We start from the raw sequence: 24,594 nt of genomic DNA on the forward strand, positions 1-24,594 counted from the left end.
ACGTGATTCGGATGCCGTTCGGCTAGGTGGTCGAACACCTGATCGAGTAGACTTCAGGCATGTCCACCACCCAGCTCCGAGAGCGCATCGCCGCACTGCGCGCCGATGCCCGCGAGGTGGGCGAGTTGCTCGCGCAGCAGGCGTCGTCGATGACTTGCGAGGAGTTGTTCGAGGTCGCCGGTGAGCTCCAGGGGGTGCTGAACAGCGGCGAAGGGGCCCAGCTGGTCGCTGCCGCGCATGCGGCGTCGTACGAGACCCGGCTCACCGAGCGGGGGCCGGTGCAGATCCACCACGAGGTGGGGTTCATCGACGCGATGGCCGGCACGGAGGTGTCACTGGCCACGGGGGTCGGGCAGTGGGCGGCCTCGCGCCGGGTGGCGCTCAGCGCTGCGGTGGCCTCACGCTTCCCGGCGTTGCTGCGCAAGGTCATCGACGGTGACCTGCCCGCCGCCACCGTGCAGCGCGTGGTCACGGTGTGCGAAGGGTTGGACGACGAAGCCTGCGCCAAGGTGCAGGCTGCGCTGGTGGGTCGGATCGCTGACCTGGACCCGGGCCGGGTCGCGGCGTTCACGCGCCGGGTCGCGACCCGGGTCGCGAGCGAGCAGGTGCGGGCTGCGACCCGCCGCACCGCCCGCGACCGGTTCGTGGAGGTCCGCCCCGGCCCGGACGGTGCGACGTGGTGGACAGCGCTGCTGCCGGCGGCGACGTCCGCGGCGGCGTGGTCAGCGATCACCACCGTGGGTGGGCAGTACGCGGGCAAGGACGAGTCCCTCACCGTGGACCAGGCCCGGGCTGATGCGTTCGCTGACCTGATGCTGCGCAACGTGAGCGTGACCGCGAACGTCACCCTCGGCATCCCCGTCATCACTGACACCACACCCGAGAACACCACGACACCCGAGCACACCGCGCCGAGCACCGTGCCGGACGCCGGGTCGGGTGCCGCCAGGGCGGGGGTGGGTGGTCAGGGAGTGGGGGAGGCGTTCCGGATCTCGAGCGTGTTCAGCGGGTGCGAGATGCCCGGCATCGGGTTCATCGACGCCGACACGATCGAGACCCTGCTGCAGACCGTTCCCCTGGACGTCGCCCGTGCCCTGCTCGACGCCCGCACCGGCACCGTGCTGGAGACGGTGACGGGAGCGTACCGCCCGACGACGGGCATCACCCACTTCGTGACCACCCGTGACGGCACCTGCCGGATGTGGGGCTGCGACCGGCCCGCGCGGGCGTGCGACCTCGACCACGTCCGCCCCTGGCCCGCAGGGCAAACGTACCCGGCCAACCTCGGCGGGCTCTGCCGCAGGCACCACCGCCTCAAGCAACGCGGCCGGTGGCGCTACACCCTCAGCCCCGACGGCACCGTCGAGTGGGTCTCCCCCTCGGGCAGGAAGCGGGTCACGCACGCCGACCACACCATCTGGCCACCACCCCCACCGATGCCCCGCACCCAGGACAGAGGACCGGCCACTCACCGCGAACTCCTCCTCCAATCCGCCGCACCCCCGACCAGCACACCCCCAGCCAGCGCACCACCCACCGACTGGGGCGACCCACCTTTTTAGCGCTCCTGTGCCGCCCTCGCGCCCGCATGGTGGCGCGACCGAACGGCATCCGGACGGCTCTCTAGACTGGACCCCATGCGAATTGGAGTCTTCGGAGCGACCGGCCAGGTCGGCAACGTCATGCGCACCCTGCTGCACGAGCGGAACTTCCCGGTCGAGCAGATCCGCTACTTCGCGTCCGCGCGTTCCGCGGGCTCGACGTTGCCGTGGGGCGACACCGAGATCACCGTCGAGGACACCGCGACCGCGGACTTCTCCGGTCTCGACATAGCCCTGTTCTCCAACGGTGGGTCGACGTCGAAGGAGTGGGCGCCCCGCGTCGCCGCTGCCGGCGCCGTCGTCATCGACAACTCCAGCGCGTGGCGCAAGGACCCCGACGTCCCGCTCGTCGTCTCCGAGGTCAACCCCGAAGACCTCGACGTCATCCCCAAGGGCATCGTCGCCAACCCCAACTGCACGACGATGGCCGCGATGCCGGTGCTCAAGCCGCTGCACGACCTCGCCGGGCTCGTGCGCCTGCACGTGAGCAGCTACCAGGCCGTCTCCGGCTCGGGCGGTGTCGGCCTTACCGAGCTCGACAGCCAGCTGCGCGGCGGCTACGCCGCAGGCGACCCCAAGGAGCTCGCGCTCGACGGGTCGGCCCTCACCCTTCCCGCGCCCCAGGTGTATGCCGTGGGCGTCGGGTTCAACGTCGTGCCGTTGGCCGGCTCCATCGTCGACGACGGCTCGCTGGAGACCGACGAGGAGCAGAAGCTGCGCAACGAGTCGCGCAAGATCCTGCACGTGCCCGACCTGCGCGTCTCGGGCACCTGCGTGCGCGTTCCGGTGTTCTCCGGCCACAGCCTCGCGATCCACGCCGAGTTCGCCGGTGACATCAGCGTCGAGCAGGCCCTCGAGGCTCTCGGCCAGGCTCCCGGCGTCATCGTCACCGACGTCCCGAACCCGCTCATGGCCACGGGCCGCGACGAGGTCTTCGTCGGTCGCGTGCGGGCCGACCAGGCCGCCCCCGAGGGCAAGGGCCTGAACCTGTTCGTCGTCGGTGACAACCTGCGCAAGGGTGCGGCCCTGAATGCGGTCCAGGTCGCGGAGGAACTGCTCAAGCGTCGCTGACCACGCCGCTGAGCCGCGAAACCCCTGACCTCCACGGGGTTGACCCCTAGAGTTGCGTCATGACTTCCGAGGACGAGTTCCACGCCGCAGTCGAGCAGGTCAAGACCCTCGTGGTCGACCCGGGCAACAGCGTCAAGCTTCAGCTCTACGCCCTCTACAAGCAGGCCACCGAGGGTGACGTCACGGGCAAGCGCCCCGGCTTCACCAACCCCGTCGGCCGGGCGAAGTACGACGCCTGGGCCGAGCAGGAGGGCCTGAGCGCCGAGGAGGCACGCAGCGAGTACGTCACGCTCGTGCACTCGCTCATGGCCTGAGGCGCCTCAGCGCAGGTCGGTCACCAGGTGCGTCCAGGTCTGCGTGACCTCCATGCCGACCTTGCGGTAGAGGTCGAGCGCGCCGGTGCGTGAGTCGGTCGACAGCTCGCTGTGGGTCGCGCCCTCCTCGCGGGCCCGCTCGAAGGCGTCGGCCAGCATCGCCTGGGCCAGTCCCTGCCCGCGGTGCCGAGCGTCCACCGCGAGCTGGTGCAGGTAGCCCGTGCCCTGCATGTCCAGGATCGTGAACGAGGCCCCGACGACCTCACCCTCGTGCTCGACGATCCGCAGTTGCCACGGCTGGGTGCCGGGGCGCCGCACCGTCGTCGCCGCCCAGTCGGCGTAGCTCTCCCGCTCGCGCCCCTCCCACTCGTCGAACGCCTGCTGGATCACCTCGTAGGCGGCCCGCTCGCGCCGTGCGTCTGGGCAGTGGCCGAGGGTGTACCCCGGCGGCAGCGGCCGCTGCTCGATCTCCGCACCGGCGGGCAGGGTCAGCACCCACGAGGTGTGGCCCAGGCGGTACCCCCGGTTCAAGAACAGCCGCTGCGCGACCGAGCCCTCGGGTGTCGTCTGGCCCACCGTGGCGGCACCCAGCTCGCGGGCCCGGGCCTCGGTCCAGTCCACGAGCCACGAGCCGATGCCGCGACCGCGCACGTCGGGGTGCACGGCGCCCTCGGCCCGGGTGCCGCCGCGAGTAACCTCGGCAGCCGCGACGACGTGCCCGTTCTCGAAGAGCCCGATGCTGTCGTGCGCCAGGTCGAAGCTCGGGCGCGACCAGTCGCCGGCGAGGTCCTCGGGCTCGATGGCGAGGTGGCCGGCATCCGCGACCTCGTCGGCCGCGTAGACGGCATACACCTCGTCGAGGTCAGTGGGCGTCAGCGGGCGTGCGGTCAGGCCGGGGGGCGGGGGCGGAGTCGTCATGGTCCAACTCTGTCACTCCGCGCAAGGTCAGGTGCAGCCCCAGGCTGAGCTCCCACAGGAAGATCGGCAGCGTCGCGACGACACTCCACGGCGACAGCTGCTCGAACACCCCGACGAGCGTCGCCAGCGTGCTCGCGAACAGCAGCGGTGCGCCGATCAGGCCGAGCAGCGGGATGCCGCGCGGCACGAGCCGGGCGCGGTACAGGGCGGTGCCGAGCAGGGCGGCGTTGACCGAGGCGAGGAGCCCCGGCGCCAGCAGGAACGTGGCGTCGCGCAAGGAGACGAGCGACTGGGATGCTGCGACGAGGGTTTCATCGGATGCCGTGCCGGGGTCGCGTCGCAAGGTCACCACCGCGACCAACGCCAGCGCGCCGATCCCCAGGGTGGCGCCCTCGAGCAGCCGCGAGGCGACGAAGCCGATGGCCAGCGTCTGGTGTCGCCGCCGGATGATCGGGTAGAGCGCCACCGCCGTGCCGATCGCCGCGGCGACGTTGACGAGGTCGAGGACGATGCCGAACACCACCCGGTTCGCGGGCCCGTCACCGAGGACGTAGTCGGGCTGGGTGAGGATCGGCTGGATGAGGGCCAGTGCGGGGATCGAGGACACGATCGTCGCGAGGTAGAGCAGCCCGGCGGCCAGGGCCGAGCGTCGGGTGGGGGACATGGGGGCTCCTTCACGGACAGTTGTGTACGGCGTACACCTAAGAATGCGATGACCATAGGTGTACGGTGTACGCGTGTCAAGCAGCAAGCGCCCCCGCCTCCAGCGCCACGACGTCGTCGAGGCCGCGGTGGCCCTCGCCGACGAAGTCGGCATCGACGCGCTGAGCATGCGCACCCTGGCCCAGCGCCTCGACGTCGTCCCCATGGCCCTGTACAAGCACGTGGCCAACAAGGACGAGCTCCTCGACGCGATGGTCGACCATGTCGTGGGCGAGATCGAACCCGCCGGCCCGGACGAGAACTGGCGGCACGGCATCCGATCGCGGATCCTGTCGTCGAGAGCGGCGCTGCTGCGCCATCCGTGGGCGCCCGGGCTCATCGAGACCCGCACCCAGGCCTCTCCCGTCGTACTCGACCACATGGAGGCGATCGCCGCGTCGTTTCGTGCCGGAGGGTTCTCGGTCGACCTCACCCACCGCGCCATGCACGCCATCGGCTCCCGGATGTGGGGGTTCACCCAGGAGGTCTTCCCCACGCAGCAGCCCGCGCAGGACGAGACGGCCCGGGACCAACAGTTCGGCGAGTGGATGAAGCGCTACCCCCGCATCGTCGAGATGGCCACCGAGATCGGTGGTGGCGGGGGCTGCGACGCCCACGAGGAGTTCGAGTTCGCCCTCGACCTCATCCTCGACGGCCTGGAGCGGATCCACCGCGAGTCGGCGCGCGCCGACGGCTGAGGTGGCTAGCGTGTGCCCATGCGCCTGCACGAGATCCCTCGCCACCCGCTCACCTTCGGCCCCAGCCCCCTGCAGCACCTGCGCCGGCTGAGCACCCACCTCGGCGGTGCCCAGGTGTGGGCCAAGCGTGAGGACGTCAACAGCGGCCTCGCCTTCGGTGGCAACAAGGTGCGCAAGCTCGAGTACATCGTCCCCGACGTGCTCGCCAGCGGCGCTGACACGCTCGTGTCCATCGGTGGCTACCAGTCCAACCACACCCGCGCCGTTGCCGCGGTCGCCGCGCACCTGGGCCTCAAGGCCCGCCTCGTGCAGGAGAAGTGGGTGCCCTGGGACGACCCGGTCAACGACAAGGTCGGCAACATCCTGCTCTCCCGGATGATGGGCGCGGACTCGCGCCTGGACCCGGCCGGGTTCGACATCGGCATCCGCGACTCGTGGAAGGACGCCCTGCGCGAGGTGGAGGAGAGCGGCGGCACCGCCTACCCGATCCCGGCCGGTGCCTCCGAGCACCCGCTGGGCGGGGTCGGCTTCGCGAACTGGGCGTTCGAGGTCGCCGAGCAGGAGAAGGCGCTCGGGGTGCACTTCGACACCATCGTGGTCTGCACCGTCACCTGCTCGACCCACGCGGGCATGGTGGCTGGCTTCGCCGCCCTGGAGGACCTCACCGGGGTCCGGCGCCGGGTCATCGGCATCGACGCCTCCGCCACCCTGACCAAGACCCGCGACCAGCTCGAGCGCATCGCCCGACACACCGCCGAGGTCATCGAGCTCGGCCGCAACCTGCGCGACGACGAGTTCACCCTGCTCGAGGGTTGGGCGGGTGACCTCTACGGCATCCCCGTCGACTCCACGATGGCGGCCATGCGACTGGGCGCCGAACTCGAGGCGATGATCACCGACCCCGTCTACGAGGGCAAGTCACTGGCAGGGCTCATCGACCTCGTGCGCGAGCGGGACATCCCGGCCGACTCGACGGTGCTCTTCGCCCACCTGGGTGGTCAACCCGCGCTGAACGCCTACCACTCGCTCTTCCCGGGCAGCTGAGCCGGGAGCAGGCGCAGCCGCTACGGGACGACCAGCACGGGCACGGGGGAGTTCCGCACGATCTTCGCGGCGCTCGACCCGAGGAACACCCGCTGGAGCAGCGACGACGTCGACGACGACCCGACGACCAGCACGTCGCCGCGGTGCCACTCGAGGCGGTCCATGGCCCTGCCCCACGACGTCCCCACGGCCACCTCGCTGGACACCTGGTCGTCGGTGAACCCCAGGGAGTGCAGGTGCTCCACGGCCTCCTGGAGCTCGGCCGTGGCCTGACGGATCCACTGCTGGTGCACCATCTCCTCGGCCCCGCTGACGGTGCTGGGCCGCATCGTGCGCCCGCGCACGGCGTAGGTGACGAGGCGCAACGAGGCATCGACCCGGCGGCAGATCTCGGCGGCGCGGTCGAGCAGCGACCACGTCGCGTCGTCGCCACGGAACCCCAGGGTGGCCCGGGTCACCCGTCCCGTCGGCCCGCACCAGTACCCCTGGGGTGCGATCGCCACCGGCACCCCGGACGAGTGCAGCAGCCGGTCGGTCTTGCTCGTGAGGAAGACCTTGCCATGCGGCCCCTCGTCGCCGGACCCGACGACGATGAGGCCTGCGTCGAGCTCGGCCGCCCGGTCGAGCAGGGCCTGGGGAACGGAACGCCCCGCGCACCAGCTGGCCTCGCTGACGACGTCCGGGTGCTCCGCGAGCACGTCGCGGGCTTTGGATGCCGACCACTCACCTTCCTCTTTCGCCCACAGCTTGAAGTCGCGATCGGTGTCACCGGCGACGGCGGTCGGCCAGGCCTGCGGCACCACAGTGACGGCGTGCACCGTGTCGTTGTTGGACCGGGCGAGCTGGCAGGCGAGCTCGACGGCACCCGTGTCGTCCTGGTGGGGGCTGAACGCGAGGAGGATCGTCACTTGTCCTCATCTCCTCGCGGCTCGGCGATCTCCTCGGGGTCGACGTAGGTGTTCAGTGTCGCGTTGCGGCGACCGTAGGCGAAGTAGAACGCCACGACGATGCCGAGCCACGCGAGGAAGATGACCCACGTCGTCATCGGCAGACCGATGAGGATCCACACGCAGGCCGCGATGGTCAGCAGGGGCGTCACGGGGTAGCCCGGAATGCGGAAGGGGCGCTCGAGGTCGGCGTGCGTGCGACGCAGGACGATGACGCCCAGGGCCACGACCGAGAACGCGACGAGCGTGCCGATCGAGACGGTGTCCCACAGGTAGTCCGAGGGGACGAACCCGGCGATGAGGGCGACGACGATCGCGACGACGATGGTGTTGAAGTTCGGTGCCATCGTCCTGGCGTCGACCTTGGTGAACTTGCGTGAGATGAGCCCGTCACGGCCGATGGCGAACAGGATACGGGTCTGCCCGTAGAGCGTCACGAGCGTCACCGAGAAGATCGAGATGACGGCGCCCGCAGCGAGGACCGTGCCCCAGATGCTCGTGCCCGTGATGTCGTTGAGGATCTGGGACAGGCCCGCGCTCTGCGCCTCCTCGGTCTCGAACCAGCCGGCCTCCTTGGCAGCGATCCCCGCGAGGGCGACCAGGACGTAGACCGTGGTGACGATGATCAGCGCCCCGATGATCGCCCGGGGGAGCGAGCGCTGCGGGTCCTTGACCTCCTCACCCGCGGTGGCCACGGCATCCAACCCGATGAACGAGAAGAAGATCGTGCCCGCAGCGGCCGTCACCCCGGCGAGACCCGCCCCGAAGAAGTTGTCGAAGTGGCTGCCGTTCCACGCCGTGAGGCCGATGACGACGAACAGCACAAGCACGCTGAGCTTGATGATCACCATGATCGCGTTGACCTTGGCCGACTCGGTGGCGCCCCGCAGCAGCAGGAACATGCACAGGAAGACGAGCACGACCGCGGGCAGGTTGACCAGGCCGCCGGTGGGGTCCTCACCGGGGCCGGCGATGAACGACGTCGACAGCGCCTGCGGGATCTGGAATCCCACGGTGGAGTCGAGCAGCTCGTTGAAGTAGCCGCTCCAGCCGACCGCCACGGCCGCCGTCGCCACGCCGTACTCCAGCAGCACGCACCCGGCGATGATGACCGCGACGAGCTCACCCATCGCGTGGTACGCGTACGAGTACGTGGACCCGCTGACCGGGATGGCGCTGGCGAGCTCGGCGTAGCACAGTGCCGACAGCCCGGCAGCGAGACCGGCGATGAGGAAGCTGATGATCACGGCCGGCCCGGCCTCGGGCACCGACTCGCTGAGCACGAAGAAGATGCCGGTGCCGACGGTGGCACCGACACCGAACATCATCAGCTGGAACGTCGTGAGGTTGCGGGCGAGCTCTTCACCCTCGTGGTGGTGCTGACGGAAGACGATCGGCTTGCGCCGCCTGAGTTGTTCTCCCACTGACATCGACATCGGCGGTTCCTCCCTCGAGCCGAACACGCCCCCGTGGCGTCGGCGCTCAACGTAGTGAGTTACCGGCCAGTAGGCGAGGAGGAGACCAGAACTCCTACAGTAGGCGCCATGCCGACCGCCCTCGTGCGCCGTCCGGGCCCCCGCCTCGCCGACGGCATCGTGACCCACATCGACCGTTCGCCCATCGACCTCGACCTCGCGATCGAGCAGTGGACGACCTACTGCGCGGCACTCGCCGCAGCCGGCTGGGACGTCGTCGAGGTCGAACCCGCCGACGACTGCCCGGATGCCGTGTTCATCGAGGATGCCGTCGTCGTCCACGGCGACCTCGCCGTTATCACCCGCCCGGGGGCCCTCGAGCGGCGCGGGGAGACCGCCGGGGTGGAGCGGGCCGTGCGCGACCTCGGCCTGCGCGTGGTGCACATCGAGGAGCCGGGCACCCTCGACGGGGGAGACGTGCTGCGCGCCGGCGACACCGCCTACGTCGGGCTCGGTGGGCGAACCAACGGTATCGGCATCCAGCAACTGGCCACCCACCTCAAGGAGTTCGGGGTGCGCGTCCAGGCCGTTCCCGTCACCCGAGCCCTGCACCTGAAGTCGGCCGTCACGGCGCTGCCCGACGGCACCGTCATCGGTTGGGGGCCGGTCGTCGACGACAAGGAGGCATTCCCCGTCTACGAGGACGTGCCCGAGGAGGGTGGTGCCCACGTCATCGTCGTCGGTGAGGGGCACCTCGTCATGGCGGCGAGCGCGCCGACCACCGCGGCATCCTTGCGCGACCGCGGGTACGTCGTCGACGAGGTCGACATCTCCGAGCTCGAGAAGCTCGAGGGCTGCGTGACCTGCCTGTCGGTGCGGGTGCGCGGCTGACGCGTGTCCGGATGGTGCCCCGGGGTTGGCGGGATGCCGTTCGCGTGGCAGGCTGACCCCGTGCGCATTGGACGCCTCCTCCTTCGCTGCCGCGGCGGGGCCTGAATCGGCCGCCCCTCGTCGCGGAGTTCGCTGTGCCCCGGCTGAGCACCCGCACCGAGACGAAGGCGTGAGACCCAGATGATCCACCCCCAGCAGCCCTCCGGGATGCCGACCCAGAAGTACGTGCCGTTCCAGGAGCAGATCCGCGTCGAGCTGCCCGACCGCACGTGGCCCGACCAGGTGATGACCAAGGCGCCGCGCTGGTGCGCGGTCGACCTGCGCGACGGCAACCAGGCCCTCATCGACCCGATGGACGCCGAGCGCAAGATGCGCATGTTCAAGCTGCTCGTGAAGATGGGCTACAAGGAGATCGAGGTCGGCTTCCCGAGCGCCAGCCAGACCGACTTCGACTTCTGTCGTGAGCTCATCGAGGGCGGGCACATCCCCGACGACGTCACCATCCAGGTGCTCACGCAGTGCCGCGACCACCTGATCGAGCGCACCTTCGACGCGATCCGGGGCAGCAAGACGGCCATCGTGCACTTCTACAACTCGACCTCGGTGCTCCAGCGCCGGGTCGTGTTCGGCATGAGCGAGGAGGGGATCATCGACATCGCCCTCCAGGGTGCGCGGTTGTGCCGCAAGCTCGAGGAGACCGTGCCCGAGACCGACGTCTACTACGAGTACTCGCCCGAGTCGTACACCGGTACCGAGCTCGAGTTCGCCGTGCGCATCTGCAACGAGGTGATCGCCGTCATCGACCCGACGCCCGACCACAAGATCATCATCAACCTGCCGGCCACCGTCGAGATGGCCACCCCGAACGTGTACGCCGACTCCATCGAGTGGATGGTGCGCCACCTCGACCGGCGCGAGTCCGTCGTCGTCAGCCTGCACCCGCACAACGACCGCGGCGAGGGCGTGGCCGCGGCCGAGCTCGGCTACCTCGCCGGCGCCGACCGCATCGAGGGCTGCCTGTTCGGCAACGGGGAGCGCACCGGCAACGTCTGCCTGGTCACCCTGGGCATGAACCTGTTCAGCCAGGGCATCGACCCGCAGATCGACTTCTCCGACATGGCCGACGTGCGGCGCACCGTCGAGTACTGCACCCAGCTGCCGGTGCACGAGCGGCACCCCTGGGGCGGCGACCTCGTCTACACGGCCTTCTCCGGCTCCCACCAGGACGCCATCAAGAAGGGCTTCGAGGACATGGAGCGGCGCACCGCCGCCGCGGGTACGGACATCAACCACATCGACTGGGGGGTCCCGTACCTGCCGATCGACCCGCACGACATCGGCCGCTCCTACGAGGCCGTCGTCCGGGTCAACAGCCAGTCGGGCAAGGGCGGGGTGTCCTACCTGCTCAAGGCCGAGCACGGGCTGGACCTGCCGCGCCGCCTTCAGGTCGAGTTCAGCCACGTCGTGCAGCGCCGCACCGACGCCGAGGGCGGCGAGCTGTCGGCGTCCGAGATCTGGCAGATGTTCGCCGACGAGTACCTGCACGCCGAGCAGGCGGACCAGCGCTGGGGCCGGTTCGCGCCGGTGCGCTCGACGCTCATCGGCGCCGATGACGGCATGGACCACATCGAGTCGGTGATCACCGACCACGGCAAGCAGGTCGAGATCTCCGGCACCGGCAACGGCCCGATCGCGGCGTTCATCGCGGCCCTCGAGCCGCTCGGGGTCGACGTGCGCGTGCTCGACTACCACGAGCACGCGCTGTCGGCCGGTGGAGACGCCCGTGCGGCCGCCTACGTCGAGTGCGCGGTGGGTGAGCGGGTGCTCTGGGGTGTCGGCCTGCACGAGTCGATCGTCAAGGCGTCGCTGCGGGCGATCATGTCGGCGGTCAACCGGGCCGAGCGCGACGCAGTCGTCCCGGCGTGAACCCAGCCGAGCGCACCCTTCCGGGCACGGCCGAACGATCGATGGATACCTCCTCGGGAGGGGCTGACGCTGGTACTCGGCGCCCAAGCAACACCCCGACCTAGGAGGCCGCATGGATCTCATTGAGTGGGTGGTGGGTTTCACCACGTTCATCGCCGTCGCGGTGGGCCTCACCCTTGCGCTTGAGGTCGTGCTTCCCGGAAGTGCCACAAACCCGTTCGCGGGCGCAGGAGTCGGTGCCCTTGCAGGCTGGGGAGTCACAAAGTTGTTTGGAGACGACTGAACAACCGCACCGCTGGGTCCGCTGATCTCCGGGTGGCCACGTGGCAGGCGTCAGCGCACGCCGGCGACCCGGAACTGCACCGAGATGCGCGGCCCGACGACCTTGGTGGTCTTGGGGACGCAGTGGTCCCACGTGCGCTGGCACGACCCGCCCATGACGAGCAGGTCCCCGTGGCCGGCAGCGAGGCGCACCGAGGAGCCGCCGCCGCGGGGTCGCAGCACGAGGTCGCGGGGCGCACCGACCGACACGATCGCGACCATCGTGTCCTGGTCGCGTGATCGCCCGATGCGGTCGCCGTGCCACGCGACCGAGTCCTGGCCGTCGCGGTACAGGCACAGGCCGGCAGTGACGAAGGGCTCGCCGAGCTCGATGTCGTAGTACCGCGAGAGCGCGTCGCGGCACTCGGCGAGTGCAGGGTGGGGGAGCGGGTCCTCGGCGCCGTAGAAGCACTGGAGCCGCGGCACGTCGACGACCGAGTCGTACATCTGGCGGCGTTCGGCGTGCCACGGCACGTCGCGACGCAGCGCGGCATACAACTCGTCCGCACCGCCGATCCAGCCCGGCCTCAGGTCGACCCACGCGGTGTCGTCGAGCTGGGTTCGGCGCACGGCGCCGAGGGGATGGACGATCACCTCGTCGGCCAGGTCGAGCAGCGACCCCTGGAGTACGGACACGGTGCGACCATAGACGCGATTCGAACGGATGTCCACAACGTTGCACACACCTTGCGGTGCGTGTCCGGATGCCGTGGGGTGGGGGGATGAGCGCCCACCCCCTGACCGGTTCCGTCGTCGCAGTGCTTGGCGCCTCGGGTGCCCTGGGGTCACGGATCGCTCGAGGTGCCCACGAGCGCGGGGCCCACGTGGTGCTCGTCGGTCGGGATGAGGCCCGGCTGAGCGCGGTCGTCGAGGGTGCCGCGGTCGTCGTCGGGGACATCGCGGATGCCGGTCTCGGAGACCGAGTGGTCGCGGCCGCCACCGAGCGCCACGGTGGCCTGGACGGGCTCGTCAACGCCGCCGGGGTGGTGGCGTTCGGCCCGCTCCTGGACACCGATGACGCCGTCATCGAGGAGCTCTTCCTCACCAACGCGCTCGGCCCGCTGTTCCTGCTGCGCCGGGTCGTGCCGGCCCTGGCGCAGCGACGAGGTTTCGTCGCCCAGGTCAGCGCCGTCGTCGCCGAGCAGCTACTGCCCGGGATGGCGGCCTACGCCGCCAGCAAGGCCGCACTGACCGCGGCCGACAAGGCCCTCACCCGCGAACTACGTCGCTGCGGCGTCGACGTCATCGACATCCGGCCACCGCACACCGAGACCGGCCTGGCCGGGCGTCCGCTCGCGGGGACGGCACCGCCCCTGCCGCAGGGACTGGACCCGGATGCCGTCGCCCGCCAGATCCTGGATGCCGTGGAGTCCGGCCGCCCCGAGCTCGCCTCCACCGACTTCGCCTGAGCCACGTCACCCGGTCTGGCTGCGATCGCGCTCGTGGCGCGACCGCTCGCGACCGCGAGGCGCAGGCTCGGTCGAGGGGTCGAGACACGCCGATTTTCGCGCTCGATCCCGGGCGTTTTTTGACTCCTCGATGGCCCCGGAGAGGCTCGCGCACGTGACTGGCGCGGCCCGGCATCCCCGCGATGTCAGCGCGAGCACCGACAATGGTGCGGTGCCCCTCTACCGCGACGAGGCGATCGTCCTGCGCACCCAGAAGCTGGGTGAGGCCGACCGCATCGTCACCCTCCTCACCCGACGCCTGGGCAAGGTGCGGGTTGTCGGAAAGGGCGTGCGGCGCACCAAGTCACGCTTCGGCAGCCGGCTCGAGCCCGGCATGCATATCGACGTCCAGTGCTACGAGGGGCGCACCCTCGACACCGTGACGCAGGTGGAGACCCTCGACCCGTGGGGGGACGCCATCGCCCGCGACTACCCGAGCTACACCGCCGCCACCGCCGTGCTCGAGACCTGCGACAGGCTCACCGAGGAGCGCGAACCCGCCCTTCAGCAGTACCTCCTGCTCGCCGGCGCGGTCCGGTCCCTGGCCGGCCGCGAGCACGACCCGAACCTCGTGCTCGACGCCTACCTGTTGCGCGCGCTCGCGGTCGCCGGCTGGGCCCCGAGCTTCCACGACTGCGCCAAGTGCGGCGCGCCGGGCCCGCACCGTGGGTTCCACGTCGTCGCAGGTGGCGCGGTGTGCCCGAGCTGCCGCCCACCGGGCTCGGCCGCCCCGGCCCCCGAGACCCTCCTGCTGCTCTCGGCGCTGCTCGCCGGCGACTGGGCCATCGCCGACGCCTCGGACCTGCACCACCGCCGTGAGGGCAGCGGCCTGACCGCAGCCTTCCTGCAGTGGCACATCGAACGCGGCATCCGCAGCCTCCGTATGGTGGAGCGGTGAGCACGCCCACCTCGTACCCGCCGCCGTTTCCGCACCCGAGCGGGGCCCGACCCCCGGTCATCGCACCGGATCGGATGCCGCGCCACGTCGCCGTCGTCATGGACGGCAACGGGCGTTGGGCGAACCAGCGCGGCCTGCCGCGCACCAAGGGACACGAGGCCGGCGAGGCCGCCCTGCTCGACGTCGTCGCCGGAGCCATCGAGGTCGGCGTCACGCACCTGTCCGCCTACGCCTTCTCCACGGAGAACTGGAAGCGCAGCCCCGACGAGGTGAAGTTCCTCATGGGCTTCAACCGCGACGTCATCCGTCGCCGCCGCGACCAGCTGCACGAGTGGGGCGTGCGCATGCGCTGGGTCGGCCGCCGCCCGCGCCTGTGGGGATCGGTGATCAAGGAGCTCGAGGTGGCCCAGGAGCTCACTCGCCACAACACCGGCCTCACCCTGTACTTCTGCGTCAACTACGGGGGGCGCGCCGAGCTCGGGGATGCCGTGCAGCGCCTCGCCGAGGACGTCGCCAAAGGTCGGCTCAAGGCGCGATCGGTCGACGAACGCACCATCGCCCGCTACCTGCCCGAGCCGGACATGCCCGACGTCGACCTGTTCGTGCGCAGCTCGGGGGAGCAGCGCACGAGCAACTTCCTGCTCTGGCAGAGCGCCTACGCCGAGATGGTCTTCCAGAACCGGCTCTGGCCCGACTACGACCGACGCGACCTGTGGGAAGCGATCCAGCTCTACGTCGATCGCGAGCGTCGCTACGGCGGCGCCGTCGATGCCCCCGGCGCCGTCGAGCAGCCCGGGGCTACGAGCTAGCCCGCGAACAGGTGGTGCAGAGGCCGTCGATCTCGACGGTGTGCCGCACCTGGGTGAATCCGTTGGCCGCGGCGACCGCCTCGGCCCAGCGCTCGACGGCATCCCCGGTCACCTCGACCGCGAGGCCGCACGAGCGGCACACGACGTGGTGGTGGTGGTGCGTGGTCGCGCACGAGCGATAGACGGCTTCACCCTCGGCGGTGCGGATGACGTCGAGCTCGCCCTCGGCTGCCATGGCCTGCAGGTTGCGGTAGACGGTCGCGAGCCCCACCTTGGTGCCCGACCCGGCCATGGCGGCGTGGATGTCCTGGGCCGAACGGAACTCCGGGGAGCCGTCGAGGGCCTGCGCGATGGCCGAGCGTTGCCGGGTCGGGCGCCGCTCGGTCTGGGTCTGCTGGATCTGGTCGGTCATGCTGTCTCCGCCCCGGCTCGGTGGTGCTCGTCGTCGTGGCCGTGTTCGTCGTAGTGGCCCTCGTGCGCCGCGTGGCGGTGCCCGTCGTGCAGGTAGTCGACGTGGTCGTCGTGCTCCACCGCGCGGTGCCCGCAGTCGGGCCCGTGTTCGTGGTCGTGCCGTTCGGCCCGGTCGTGGGCGGCCCGTCGGAGGCGGGCGACCACCGCGGTCGCGATGCTCGCCGTCACGAAGGCGCCCACGGCCAACAGCACGATCGTGCCGCCGGAGGGCGTCTCGGCCTCGTAGGACACCAGCACCCCACCGACGCTGCTCAGCACCCCGATGAGCACCGCCCACCACAGCCCGGAGCGGAAGCTGCGCGCGAACAGCTGTGACGTCGCGTTCGGCAGGATCATCAGCGCGCTGATGAGCAGCAGACCGACGACCCGCATGGACACGACGACGGTGACCGCGGTGAGCACGGCGAGCACGAGGTTGTAGCGCAGGACGGGGATGCCGGCTGCGCGCGCGTACTCCTCGTCGTTGGCCACGGCGAAGAACCGCTGCCGCAGCACGAGGGTGGCCGACAGCACGACGGCCGCGAGCACGCCGAACACGATGATGTCGGTGCGGCTCGTGGTGAGGATCGCGCCGAAGAGGTAGCCGGTGAGGTTGGCCGGCGTGCCGCTGCTGGAGCGGGAGATGAGCACGACGCCGAGCGCGATGCCCCCGTAGAACATCACCGCGAGGGCGGTGTCGCCGGTCGTGCGCCCCGACGCCCGGATCAGCTCGATCGCGACCGCAGCGAGCACCGCGGCGATGAGCGCGGTCAGCACCGGCTCCTGCCCGGTGAGCACACCGACCGCCACCCCGGCGAGGGCGACGTGGCCCATGCCGTCACCGATGAGGGACATGCGGCGTTGGACGAGGAACACCCCGACCAGGGGTGCCGCGAACCCGGCGAGCAGGGCCGCCAGCAGCGCCTGGCGCATGAAGTCGAGGGCGAGGAGGTCGCTCACGGCGTCACCTCCCGTGGGGTCGGGTCCAGCGGGGCTGCCCCGATGACGTGTCCGCGCCGGGGGGAGTCGTCGTCGGGGTGGTGGTGGTCGGAGCCGACGGCGTGCCGTCGAAGGTGGTCCGAGTAGGCGGCGGGGGTGCCGTCGAAGTCGATGTGACCGGCATCCAGACACACGATGCGGGTGACGACGCGCTCCAGGGCCTCGAGCTCGTGGGTGACGACGAGCATCGAGGTGCCCCGGTCGGCCAGTCGGTGCAGCACCAGCGCCAGCGCCTCCTGGTTCGCGTGGTCGACCCCGGCGGTCGGCTCGTCCATGACGAGCATGTCGGGGCGCCCGGCGAGGGCCCGCGCGATGAGGACCCGCCGCTGCTGCCCACCGGAGAGTGCGGCGACCTCCTCGTGGGCGCGATCGGCCAGGCCGACGTCGGCGATCGCCTCGCGCACGATGGCGTGGTCCTGCCGGGACTGCGGCTTCCACCACGGCCGGTGGGGCAGGCGCCCGACCTCGACGATCTCGGTGACCGTCGCCCGCACGGATGCCGACAGCGAGTGTCGCTGCGGCACGTACCCGAGGCGGGTGTACTGGTCGAACTCGTCGAGCGGGGTGTCGAAGAGCTCGACGTCACCGCCCTGGCGGGTGCTCAGGCCGAGGATGCCGCGTACGAGCGTGGACTTGCCCGACCCGTTCGGGCCGAGCAGGGCCACGACCTCACCCGCCCGGACCGTGAGGTCGACCCCGGACACGACCGTGCGGTCGGCGTACCCGAAGGAGGTCGACCGCAGTCGCACGAGCGTGGGGCTGCTCATGAACAGCCCTGACCCTCGCGCAGGGTCTTCAGGTTGGCGCGCATGACCTCAAGGTAGTCCGAGCCGGGGGAGGCGTCGGTGAGTCCTTCGAGGGGGTCGAGCACGGCGACCTTCGCCCCGGTCTCGCGGGCGATCGTCTCGGCGAGCGCGGGGGAGACGAGCGTCTCGGCGTAGACGGTGCTCACCCCGCTCTCGCGGACGTGGCTGACGAGGTCGCGCAGGGCGGCAGCATCGGGCTCGGCGTCGGGGGTGATGCCGGCGATGCCCTCCTGGCCAAGGCCGTAGCGAGCGGCGAGGTAGCCGAACGCGGCGTGCCCGGTGACCAGTTCCTTGCTCTCGCAGGTCTTCAGCCCCGTGGTGAACTCCTCGTCGAGCGTGGTCAGCTCGCTCGCCAGGGCGGCTGCGTTGGCCGTGTAGGTCGCCGCGTTCGCGGGGTCGGCCTTCGCGAAGCGCTCGCCGACGGTCGTCGGGACCGCGGCCATGCGGGTCGGGTCGAGCCAGAAGTGCAAGTCGACGACGCCGTCCTCGGCGTGCTGCTCGTCGGCGTGCCCGGCGTGCTCGTCAGCGCTCTCCCCGGAGTGGTCGTGGCCGTCGTCGGCGCCGGTGACGATGAGGTTCGCGGGCTGCGTGACGTCGAGCGCGGCATCCGCGGCCTGGGTCTGCACGGCGTCGTCGACGGCCGGCTGGAACCCGGAGAGGTAGAGCACCGCCTTGGCCTGGGACAGCTGGGCCACGGCCTTCGGGGTGAGCTCGAGGTCGTGCGGCTCGGTGCCGGGCTTGGTCAGCGTCGACACCTCGACGAGGTCCCCGCCAACCCGCTCCGCGACGAACTGGAGCGGGTAGAAGGCGGCCGTGACCGGCATCCGGTCTGCTGCGTCGGCACCTGACGACCCGTCTGTGCCGCCGTCACCGCAGCCCGCGAGCACCAGGGTGGAGGACAGGGCAGCGACAGCAAGAAGCTTCATGACAATCATTCTCAATCACAGTGAGAATGATTGTCAAAACCGTCAGCCGCGCGGAACCGCCTGGGTGATGGCGATCGCGGCCATCATGACGACGACGGCAACCCGCATCATCCGCTCGGGCATGCTCAGCCGCGGCCACGCGAGGGCCCCGATCCACGCGAGCAGGAGCACGACGAGCACGATGAGCACCCAGCCCCAGCCGGGGATGAGCAGGCCGGCGATGACCAGGCCGAGGATGGCCAGGAAGGGCACGAACCGCGGGAGCGAACTGATGTACGTCAGCGCAGGGAGGCTGGCGCGCTCGAAGGACTCACGAAGGCTGGACACGGTGCACCAGCCTACGCGCGGCGAGGCCCGTGCCCCCCATGGGCCGGTTCGGTCGCGGGCCACGTCCCCCGATAACCTTGCGGCCATGGCCGCTCCCACCTCCGTCGTCGACACCGTTGTCTCCCTCTGCAAGCGTCGGGGGTTCGTCTTCCCCTGCGGTGAGATCTACGGCGGTACGCGCTCGGCGTGGGACTACGGGCCGCTCGGTGTCGAGCTCAAGGAGAACATCAAGCGCCAGTGGTGGCGCTCGATGGTCACCGCGCGCGAGGACGTCGTCGGCCTCGACTCCTCGATCATCCTGCCGCGCCAGGTCTGGGTCGCCTCGGGGCACGTCGGTGCCTTCACCGACCCGCTCACCGAGTGCCAGAGCTGCCACAAGCGGTTCCGGGTCGACCACATGCAGGAGGCGGTCGCCGACCGCGAGGCCAGGAAGGGCAAGGAGGTCGACCCCGACTCCATCGAGCTCGCCGACCTCGCCTGCCCCAACTGCGGCACCCGCGGCCAGTGGACCCCTCCCCGCGAGTTCAACATGATGCTCAAGACGCACCTCGGCGTGCTCGAGGACGAGTCGGGCCTGCACTACCTGCGCCCCGAGACCGCCCAGGGCATCTTCGTGAACTTCCTCAACGTCATGCAGGCCTCGCGCAAGAAGCCGCCGTTCGGCATCGCCCAGACCGGCAAGAGCTTCCGCAACGAGATCACCCCCGGCAACTTCATCTTCCGCACCCGCGAGTTCGAGCAGATGGAGATGGAGTTCTTCGTCAAGCCCGGCGAGGACGAGGAGTGGCACACGTACTGGATCGACGAGCGCACCCGCTGGTACACCGAGCTCGGCATCAACCCCGAGAACCTGCGCCACTACGAGCACCCGGCCGAGAAGCTCTCGCACTACTCCAAGGGCACCACCGACATCGAGTACCGCTTCAACTTCACCGGCAGCGAGTGGGGTGAGCTCGAGGGCATCGCGAACCGCACCGACTTCGACCTGTCGACCCACACGCAGCACTCGGGCACCGACCTGGTCTACTTCGACCAGGCGAGCGGCGAGAAGTACACCCCCTACGTCATCGAGCCGGCGGCCGGGCTCTCGCGCAGCCTGATGACCTTCCTCATCGACGCCTACACCGAGGACGAGGCCCCCAACACCAAGGGCGGGGTCGACAAGCGCGTCGTGCTCAAGCTCGACCCTCGCCTGGCCCCGGTCAAGGCCGCCGTGCTGCCGCTGTCGCGCAACGCCGACCTGTCCCCGAAGGCCCGCGACCTCGCCGCGATGCTGCGCAAGAACTGGAACATCGAGTTCGACGACGCCGGTGCGATCGGGCGTCGCTACCGTCGCCAGGACGAGATCGGCACCCCGTTCTGCCTCACCGTCGACTTCGACACCCTCGACGACCAGGCCGTGACGATCCGCGAGCGCGACACCATGGCGCAGGAGCGGGTCGGGCTCGACCAGGTCGAGGGCTGGCTGGCGGCCCGCCTGGTCGGCGCCTGATCAGGCTGCGCTGATCAGGCCGACGGGCCGTACCGCTGCCAGACCTGCTCGGCCTCCTCGCCGCGGCCGTCGCGGTCCAGCGCCCGGGCCAGGGCTCCGGCGGCGTTGACCCGCTCGTCGACCAGGCCCAGCGCGTGCAGCGACGTGACCGCCTCACGCAGCACGGGTTCGGCCTCGGCGAGCCGGTCGTGGTCGGCGAGCACCATCGCCCCTTCGGCGCGCAGCAGCACCTCGAACTCGGCACCGACGAGGGCCTGGGCGGCAGCGAAACGGGCGACGGCGGCATCCACCTCGCCGTGCTTGGCGAGCAGGTGTGCACCCTGACGCAGCACGTGCGGCTCCATGACCTCGGCGTCGAACTCGTCGTCGCCCACGCCGGCCTCGTCAGCGAGCACCTGGGCCAGCCCGAGTGCCGCGTCGAGGTCGGCGATCCCGGCCGTCAGGTCCTCGGTGTCGGCGCGCAGGGCGGCGCGCGAGCGCAGGGCCTCGAGGTAGAGGTCGACCGTCGCACTGGCATGGGCCCGCTCGGCCGCGCTCTCGTAGTGCACCGCCGCCGCGGTGAGGTCGCCGGCGTCCCAGGCGCAGTTGCCGGCGCGCCACTGGGCGTGCCCGGACTCCATGATCCGTGCCTCGGCCTCGAAGGCGGTGGATGCCGTGGCGAACGCCGTGCGCCCCGGCGCCCACTGGCCGAGCCCGACGAGCGCGTTGCCCAGGGCCCAGGCAGCCGGGCCGACGAGCGAGGGGCTGGCCTCGCGCAGGATCGGCAGGGCCGCCTCCAGCAGTTCGGCCGCCTCGACCGGGCGACCGGTCTCGACGTAGGCCAGGCCGAGGAAGCGTTGGCCGTGGGCGAGCAGCACGGGGTCGCGCAGGCGGGTCGCCGCGGCGACCAGGTCGGCGGCAGGTTCCTCCAGCTCGTCGTAGGTGTTCTGCTCGACGAGGACCTCGCACAGGCCCAGCAGGAGCGGGATGCGGGCGCGCTCGGGCAGGCCACGCCCCTCCAGGGCGGAGCGCAGGTGGGTCAGGGCCGTGTCGCTGTCACCCGCGGCGTTCGCCATCCGGCTGCGCACGTCCAGGGCCATCGAACGCAGGACCGGGATGTCCTGGATCCGCGGCATCAGGGTGCTGAACCGGGCGTCAGCGGACACCGGGTCGGGGTCGGTCGAGGCGAGGGCCATCGCCGTCTCGACCTCGCAGAGCAGGGCGCGCTCGTGGGACTGCGCGGCGCGGTAGGCGTCAGCGGCCCGTTCGAGGTCGCTGAGCTCGCCGCCTCCACGGCGGTGGAACAGCCGCCGCCACAGGCCGCCGGCCTCGGTGTGCGCCCCGAGCGACTCCAGGTGCGCCGCGATCTCACGGGCCCGCTCGACCCCGTCGTCGAGCAGGGCGAGCTCGCCGTCACACCGGATCACGCCGATGTCGTCGCCACCGCGCTGCGAGGCCTCCCTCGCGGACTCGAGCATCGCGCGGTGCCCGTCGTCGGGGACGTCGACGGCGCACACCCGGTCGAGCAGCCCCACCGCGGCCCACTGCTCGGGGGTCTGGACGGGAAGCAGGGTGTCGCGGTCGCGCAGCCACGCGGCGACGTGGTCCTCCGTGGCCGGATCGAGGGTCAGCAACGCCTCGCTGAGGGACTGCGCCCGCTCGAGCACATTGGTGGATGCCGTGGCACGCGTCGCGCTGCGTCGCCCGCCCGTGGGGGCGGCCGTCGCGGGAAGGCGGGTCGGCGGCAGCGTCGGCTCGGTCGGCACGAGCGCGGGGTCGTGGGCGGCCGCCAGCGACTGCGACACCACCGTCGAGGAGTAGCGTGCGTCGAACGCCGCGGCGATCTCCTCGGCCGTGGCAGTCAGGTCGCGAATGACGTCGGCGACGGGGCGCTCGTCGATCTCGTCAGGAGCCAGACCCACGGCCGCCGCGCGGTCGAGCACGTGGGCAGCGGTGGCGGAGAACCACATCCGGGCCCACGGTGACGGGAGGTCGTCGAGCCAGCCGAGGCGGGGGAGCAGGTGGTCGATGGCGCGGTCGGTGTTGCCCAGGCGCAGCAGCACCCGCAGGCAGGTGCCGACGTTCAGGGCGGCGCTCGGGTCGTCCTGGGCAAGGTGCCAGGACCGTCGGAAGGCGCTCACGGCACCCTCGACGTCGCCGAGGTGCAGGCGCAGCAGCGCGGCGTCGGCGAGGCTGGTGCAGGGCTCCTCGCCGCAGGTGAGGTCGCCGTCGATCACCGGGGTGAGCAGGGCAAGGGCACGGGCCGGGTCGTCCGGCGCGACCACCCTGCTCTGCCCACGGTGCTCGCAGGCCTGGCAGTCGCTGTGCTTGTCGCGCGGTTCGGCGAGCCACGCGCTCAGCTCGCGGGCAACGGCGTCCCGGTCGCCGAGGTGGTGTGCCAGCCGGGCTCGGGCGGCGTGCACCGGACGCAGCGCCGCACCCTCGGCGCGGTAGACCTCCTCGACGTCGTCGATCGCGGCCACGAGGGCGGACAGCGGCACCTCGGGGAGGTCCTCGATGAGGTCGATCGCCCACTTCAGGCGCCACAGCACCGCGTGCCGGTCGTCCTCCGCCAGGTCATGGACGGGGTCCAGGGCCCGTCGCAGCCAGGTGAAGTGCACGAGGGTGTGCGGGTCGTCGGGCACGTAGTACAGGGCCTGGGTGAGGTCGACGCGGGCGACGAACTCCTCGGCGAACGACTGGTTGGACTGAGCCAGGCGCAACGCCATCTCGTGGGCGCGTACGCGCTCCATCCCGACGGGTGCCTCGTCCGCCGCCAGCGACAGCCTCGCGAACTGCTCCGACACCTGTTCCCACTGGCTCATGCTGGTCCTCCGTCGACGGCCCGGTCGATCAGTGCCGGCAGCGCCCGGGCCACGAGGGCGCTGTCGAAGGGGGTGAGGGGGTGCCGCCCGGCGAGCAGGGCGTGCGCGTACAACGCCTCGAGGGCGACCCGTTGCAGCTCGGCGTCACCACAGTCCGCGAGGCGGCGCACCGCCTGGTGCTCGGCGTTGAGGACGAAGCGCGCCACGGCATCCGGCACGGCGATCTCGGCGAGGGCTGCCGACCAAGGGTCCTCGACCGCGGCCGCCACGTCGCGCCGGTCGCGTTCGCGGTGCGCGTCGCGGCCGACCAGCAGCACGGCGTGCATCGTGGCGGGGCGGAACGAGCGCACCACCGGCGTCACCTCGGATCGACCGAGCACCTGGCGGGCGACGTCCAGCAGCGGCGCGAAGGCGGCGGCCTCGGCAGGGTCCGGGTCGCTGAACCGGTCGGCGAGGTGCTCGGGCTCCAGGCGCACCGCCTCCAACCCGTCGGTGCGGGCGACCCACCGTTCGACGATGGTGCGGTCGTAGGCGTACCCGGCGTTGAGCACCGCGATGTCCTCGGCGCGCGCGATGGCGGCCACCTGCTGGAAGTCCTCGACCCCGTCGACGTAGGTGATGACGCGGTCGATCGCCGTGAACTGCGCCAGCGTCATCTGGCCGACCGTGGTCTCCCACGGCAGCAGCTCGGCGACGACCTCCAGCATCTCGTCATCGGTCGTCGCCGCGGCCTTGACCGCCAGGTGGTGCACCGCGAAGAACTCCTGCGCGCGGGCGCGGTCGGTGCGGGCCATCCGCAGCAGCCAACGCTTGAGCTGGTCGCCGAGGCGGGCGCGGGTCTGCGCCAGCACGTCGTCGTCCGCCAGCGCCTCGCGCGAGGCGGTCAGGGCGAGCCGCTCGGTGTCGAGCACGGCCCGCACGAAGAACGCCCAGTCCGGAAGCACGTCCGGCACCGACTCGCCGACGAGCATGCGCTTGGCGTAGAGCCGGTGCCCACCGCGCGTGCCGGTGGGGTGCGGCAGCACGAAGGCCTGTCCGCGAACCCCCGAGACGGGGTCGGAGAGGTCCACGACGTCCAGGGGCCGTGCCCCGACCACCGACTCGCCGAGCGACAGCGCGGCATCCCGACCGCCACCCTCCCAGGGGAAGCGCCGCCCGGCCGCGGACACCGGCCCGGCCGCGGTCTCGACGACGAGGTCCAGGGGAAGGTAGGAGGCGTACGAGGCCGCCAGGCGTTCGACCACGTCGGAGCCGAGCAGGTCCGCTGCGCTTCCTCGGGGCCGCAGGGCGACGTCGGTGCCGGGTTCGGTGCGCGGCTGCGGCGCGGGGGCCACCGAGTACGTGCCGTCGTCGCGGCCCACCCACAGCCAGGTCTCGTCGGTGCCGACCCGCCGCGTCGTCACCCGGATCTCGTCGGTGACGAGGAAGCACGACAACAGCCCGATGCCGAACTGACCGAGGAAGCTCTCGCGCGCCAACCCCAGCGCGTCGCGCTTGGTGGAGGCGCCGATGGTCGCGAGCACCGCCCGGATGCCGTCCCCGTCGAGTCCGATGCCGGAGTCCTCGACGTGCAGGCAGCCGTCCGGGGAGAGGTCCGCGGGCACGATGCGCACCCGCCGCGGAGCGTGCGGATCGTCCTCGGCACGGGCGGTGACGGCATCCAGCGAGTTCTGGAGCAGCTCACGAAGGTAGACCCGGGGCCCGGAGTACAGGTGGTGCGACAACAGGTCGACCACGCCGCGCAGGTCGACGTGGAATGGTGAGTCAGTCGCCCCCGTCACGGGACG

The 24,594-nt window shown here is 71.2% G+C and carries 24 protein-coding genes; 12 read left to right on the forward strand and 12 right to left on the reverse strand.

The features are described 5' to 3' along the window. Positions 1 to 59 precede the first annotated feature (59 nt). The 3 genes from C8E84_RS00910 (at position 60) to C8E84_RS00920 (ending at position 2,986) form a co-directional block, all read left to right on the forward strand. Positions 60 to 1,562, forward strand: coding sequence for an HNH endonuclease signature motif containing protein (locus C8E84_RS00910; RefSeq protein ID WP_159898662.1), 1,503 nt, complete (start codon positions 60 to 62; stop codon positions 1,560 to 1,562). 75 nt (positions 1,563 to 1,637) lie between these two features. Then, positions 1,638 to 2,672 carry an aspartate-semialdehyde dehydrogenase gene (locus C8E84_RS00915; RefSeq protein WP_159898664.1) on the forward strand — a complete coding sequence of 345 codons (1,035 nt, stop codon included), beginning with the start codon at positions 1,638 to 1,640 and terminating at the stop codon, positions 2,670 to 2,672. 59 nt (positions 2,673 to 2,731) lie between these two features. Further along, a complete protein-coding gene (locus C8E84_RS00920; RefSeq protein ID WP_159898666.1) occupies positions 2,732 to 2,986 on the forward strand; it encodes an acyl-CoA-binding protein in 255 nt (84 codons plus the stop codon). Positions 2,987 to 2,992: 6 nt separating this feature from the next. Here C8E84_RS00920 and C8E84_RS00925 read toward each other — a convergent pair whose 3' ends face one another. After that, entirely contained in the window at positions 2,993 to 3,904 is a 912-nt protein-coding gene (locus tag C8E84_RS00925; RefSeq protein ID WP_159898668.1) for a GNAT family N-acetyltransferase, read from the reverse strand. Beyond that, positions 3,849 to 4,568, reverse strand: a complete 720-nt coding sequence (locus tag C8E84_RS00930) for a DUF4386 domain-containing protein (protein ID WP_159898670.1) — start codon at positions 4,566 to 4,568, stop codon at positions 3,849 to 3,851. Before C8E84_RS00930 ends, C8E84_RS00925 begins: the two co-directional genes overlap by 56 nt. Before the next feature lie 73 nt (positions 4,569 to 4,641). Between C8E84_RS00930 and C8E84_RS00935 the strand changes: the two genes are divergently transcribed. Further along, positions 4,642 to 5,304: a TetR/AcrR family transcriptional regulator C-terminal domain-containing protein gene (locus C8E84_RS00935; protein ID WP_211675329.1), complete on the forward strand. Its 663-nt coding sequence runs from the start codon at positions 4,642 to 4,644 to the stop codon at positions 5,302 to 5,304. Positions 5,305 to 5,322: 18 nt separating this feature from the next. Beyond that, entirely contained in the window at positions 5,323 to 6,348 is a 1,026-nt protein-coding gene (locus C8E84_RS00940; protein ID WP_159898672.1) for a 1-aminocyclopropane-1-carboxylate deaminase, read from the forward strand. A gap of 20 nt (positions 6,349 to 6,368) precedes the next feature. Here C8E84_RS00940 and C8E84_RS00945 read toward each other — a convergent pair whose 3' ends face one another. Together C8E84_RS00945 and C8E84_RS00950 are read right to left on the reverse strand one after the other, a co-directional pair. Next, complete coding sequence (locus C8E84_RS00945; protein ID WP_159898674.1) at positions 6,369 to 7,256, reverse strand: universal stress protein; 888 nt, start codon at positions 7,254 to 7,256, stop codon at positions 6,369 to 6,371. Beyond that, complete coding sequence (locus C8E84_RS00950; RefSeq protein ID WP_159898676.1) at positions 7,253 to 8,731, reverse strand: amino acid permease; 1,479 nt, start codon at positions 8,729 to 8,731, stop codon at positions 7,253 to 7,255. The genes C8E84_RS00945 and C8E84_RS00950 overlap by 4 nt, the downstream gene beginning before the upstream one ends. Before the next feature lie 108 nt (positions 8,732 to 8,839). On the opposite strand from C8E84_RS00950, the gene ddaH reads away from it, so the two are divergent. The 3 genes from ddaH to C8E84_RS00965 all read left to right on the forward strand — a co-directional run bounded on the left by ddaH (position 8,840) and on the right by C8E84_RS00965 (position 11,810). Beyond that, complete coding sequence (gene ddaH / locus C8E84_RS00955) at positions 8,840 to 9,601, forward strand: dimethylargininase (protein ID WP_159898678.1); 762 nt, start codon at positions 8,840 to 8,842, stop codon at positions 9,599 to 9,601. 180 nt (positions 9,602 to 9,781) lie between these two features. Next, positions 9,782 to 11,527, forward strand: a complete 1,746-nt coding sequence (leuA, locus tag C8E84_RS00960; protein ID WP_159898680.1) for a 2-isopropylmalate synthase — start codon at positions 9,782 to 9,784, stop codon at positions 11,525 to 11,527. A 112-nt stretch (positions 11,528 to 11,639) separates the two neighbouring features. Then, positions 11,640 to 11,810 (forward strand): hypothetical protein, encoded by a 171-nt coding sequence (locus C8E84_RS00965; RefSeq protein ID WP_159898682.1) that lies wholly within the window; start codon positions 11,640 to 11,642, stop codon positions 11,808 to 11,810. Between the two features lie 50 nt (positions 11,811 to 11,860). On the opposite strand, the gene C8E84_RS00970 is transcribed toward C8E84_RS00965, so the two are convergent. Next, positions 11,861 to 12,484 carry an alpha-ketoglutarate-dependent dioxygenase AlkB gene (locus tag C8E84_RS00970; RefSeq protein WP_159898684.1) on the reverse strand — a complete coding sequence of 208 codons (624 nt, stop codon included), beginning with the start codon at positions 12,482 to 12,484 and terminating at the stop codon, positions 11,861 to 11,863. 86 nt (positions 12,485 to 12,570) lie between these two features. Between C8E84_RS00970 and C8E84_RS00975 the strand changes: the two genes are divergently transcribed. The 3 genes from C8E84_RS00975 to C8E84_RS00985 all read left to right on the forward strand — a co-directional run bounded on the left by C8E84_RS00975 (position 12,571) and on the right by C8E84_RS00985 (position 15,003). After that, complete coding sequence (locus C8E84_RS00975; RefSeq protein ID WP_159898686.1) at positions 12,571 to 13,257, forward strand: SDR family NAD(P)-dependent oxidoreductase; 687 nt, start codon at positions 12,571 to 12,573, stop codon at positions 13,255 to 13,257. A 211-nt stretch (positions 13,258 to 13,468) separates the two neighbouring features. Then, positions 13,469 to 14,194: a DNA repair protein RecO gene (recO, locus tag C8E84_RS00980; protein WP_159898688.1), complete on the forward strand. Its 726-nt coding sequence runs from the start codon at positions 13,469 to 13,471 to the stop codon at positions 14,192 to 14,194. Then, on the forward strand, positions 14,191 to 15,003 hold the full coding sequence (locus C8E84_RS00985) for an isoprenyl transferase (protein ID WP_159898690.1): 813 nt from the start codon (positions 14,191 to 14,193) through the stop codon (positions 15,001 to 15,003). Before recO ends, C8E84_RS00985 begins: the two co-directional genes overlap by 4 nt. Here the strand turns inward: C8E84_RS00985 and C8E84_RS00990 are convergent. The 5 genes from C8E84_RS00990 to C8E84_RS01010 are packed head-to-tail and all read right to left on the reverse strand — an operon-like array spanning position 14,993 to position 18,511. Continuing rightward, entirely contained in the window at positions 14,993 to 15,415 is a 423-nt protein-coding gene (locus C8E84_RS00990; RefSeq protein ID WP_159898692.1) for a Fur family transcriptional regulator, read from the reverse strand. The genes C8E84_RS00985 and C8E84_RS00990 overlap by 11 nt on opposite strands. Continuing rightward, positions 15,412 to 16,413: a metal ABC transporter permease gene (locus tag C8E84_RS00995; protein ID WP_246196707.1), complete on the reverse strand. Its 1,002-nt coding sequence runs from the start codon at positions 16,411 to 16,413 to the stop codon at positions 15,412 to 15,414. The genes C8E84_RS00990 and C8E84_RS00995 overlap by 4 nt, the downstream gene beginning before the upstream one ends. Further along, positions 16,410 to 17,219 (reverse strand): metal ABC transporter ATP-binding protein, encoded by an 810-nt coding sequence (locus C8E84_RS01000; protein ID WP_159898694.1) that lies wholly within the window; start codon positions 17,217 to 17,219, stop codon positions 16,410 to 16,412. The genes C8E84_RS00995 and C8E84_RS01000 overlap by 4 nt, the downstream gene beginning before the upstream one ends. Next, positions 17,216 to 18,184: a metal ABC transporter substrate-binding protein gene (locus tag C8E84_RS01005; protein ID WP_246196708.1), complete on the reverse strand. Its 969-nt coding sequence runs from the start codon at positions 18,182 to 18,184 to the stop codon at positions 17,216 to 17,218. Before C8E84_RS01005 ends, C8E84_RS01000 begins: the two co-directional genes overlap by 4 nt. Before the next feature lie 42 nt (positions 18,185 to 18,226). Then, a complete protein-coding gene (locus C8E84_RS01010) occupies positions 18,227 to 18,511 on the reverse strand; it encodes a DUF6703 family protein (RefSeq protein WP_159898698.1) in 285 nt (94 codons plus the stop codon). An 85-nt stretch (positions 18,512 to 18,596) separates the two neighbouring features. On the opposite strand from C8E84_RS01010, the gene C8E84_RS01015 reads away from it, so the two are divergent. Then, a complete protein-coding gene (locus tag C8E84_RS01015) occupies positions 18,597 to 20,003 on the forward strand; it encodes a glycine--tRNA ligase (protein ID WP_159898700.1) in 1,407 nt (468 codons plus the stop codon). 14 nt (positions 20,004 to 20,017) lie between these two features. Here the strand turns inward: C8E84_RS01015 and C8E84_RS01020 are convergent, their stop codons facing one another. After that, positions 20,018 to 22,807, reverse strand: coding sequence for a hypothetical protein (locus C8E84_RS01020; RefSeq protein WP_159898702.1), 2,790 nt, complete (start codon positions 22,805 to 22,807; stop codon positions 20,018 to 20,020). Continuing rightward, positions 22,804 to 24,588, reverse strand: coding sequence for an HSP90 family protein (locus C8E84_RS01025; RefSeq protein WP_159898704.1), 1,785 nt, complete (start codon positions 24,586 to 24,588; stop codon positions 22,804 to 22,806). Before C8E84_RS01025 ends, C8E84_RS01020 begins: the two co-directional genes overlap by 4 nt. Positions 24,589 to 24,594: the final 6 nt, after the last annotated feature.

It is taken from the genome of Ornithinibacter aureus, assembly GCF_009858245.1.
Classification (GTDB): domain Bacteria; phylum Actinomycetota; class Actinomycetes; order Actinomycetales; family Dermatophilaceae; genus Fodinibacter; species Fodinibacter aureus.

Bases quoted from the DNA above. Each gene is read 5' to 3' on its own strand.
- ddaH (WP_159898678.1), top strand. From the start codon at position 8,840: ATGCCGACCGCCCTCGTGCGCCGTCCGGGCCCCCGCCTCGCCGACGGC.
- C8E84_RS00950 (WP_159898676.1), bottom strand. From the start codon at position 8,731: ATGTCGATGTCAGTGGGAGAACAACTCAGGCGGCGCAAGCCGATCGTC.
- C8E84_RS00910 (WP_159898662.1), top strand. From the start codon at position 60: ATGTCCACCACCCAGCTCCGAGAGCGCATCGCCGCACTGCGCGCCGAT.
- C8E84_RS00940 (WP_159898672.1), top strand. From the start codon at position 5,323: ATGCGCCTGCACGAGATCCCTCGCCACCCGCTCACCTTCGGCCCCAGC.
- C8E84_RS01000 (WP_159898694.1), bottom strand. From the start codon at position 17,219: ATGAGCAGCCCCACGCTCGTGCGACTGCGGTCGACCTCCTTCGGGTAC.
- C8E84_RS00975 (WP_159898686.1), top strand. From the start codon at position 12,571: ATGAGCGCCCACCCCCTGACCGGTTCCGTCGTCGCAGTGCTTGGCGCC.
- C8E84_RS00925 (WP_159898668.1), bottom strand. From the start codon at position 3,904: ATGACGACTCCGCCCCCGCCCCCCGGCCTGACCGCACGCCCGCTGACG.
- C8E84_RS00920 (WP_159898666.1), top strand. From the start codon at position 2,732: ATGACTTCCGAGGACGAGTTCCACGCCGCAGTCGAGCAGGTCAAGACC.
- C8E84_RS00965 (WP_159898682.1), top strand. From the start codon at position 11,640: ATGGATCTCATTGAGTGGGTGGTGGGTTTCACCACGTTCATCGCCGTC.
- C8E84_RS01015 (WP_159898700.1), top strand. From the start codon at position 18,597: ATGGCCGCTCCCACCTCCGTCGTCGACACCGTTGTCTCCCTCTGCAAG.
- C8E84_RS00915 (WP_159898664.1), top strand. From the start codon at position 1,638: ATGCGAATTGGAGTCTTCGGAGCGACCGGCCAGGTCGGCAACGTCATG.
- leuA (WP_159898680.1), top strand. From the start codon at position 9,782: ATGATCCACCCCCAGCAGCCCTCCGGGATGCCGACCCAGAAGTACGTG.
- C8E84_RS00930 (WP_159898670.1), bottom strand. From the start codon at position 4,568: ATGTCCCCCACCCGACGCTCGGCCCTGGCCGCCGGGCTGCTCTACCTC.
- C8E84_RS01005 (WP_246196708.1), bottom strand. From the start codon at position 18,184: ATGAAGCTTCTTGCTGTCGCTGCCCTGTCCTCCACCCTGGTGCTCGCG.
- C8E84_RS01020 (WP_159898702.1), bottom strand. From the start codon at position 22,807: ATGAGCCAGTGGGAACAGGTGTCGGAGCAGTTCGCGAGGCTGTCGCTG.
- C8E84_RS00990 (WP_159898692.1), bottom strand. From the start codon at position 15,415: ATGACCGACCAGATCCAGCAGACCCAGACCGAGCGGCGCCCGACCCGG.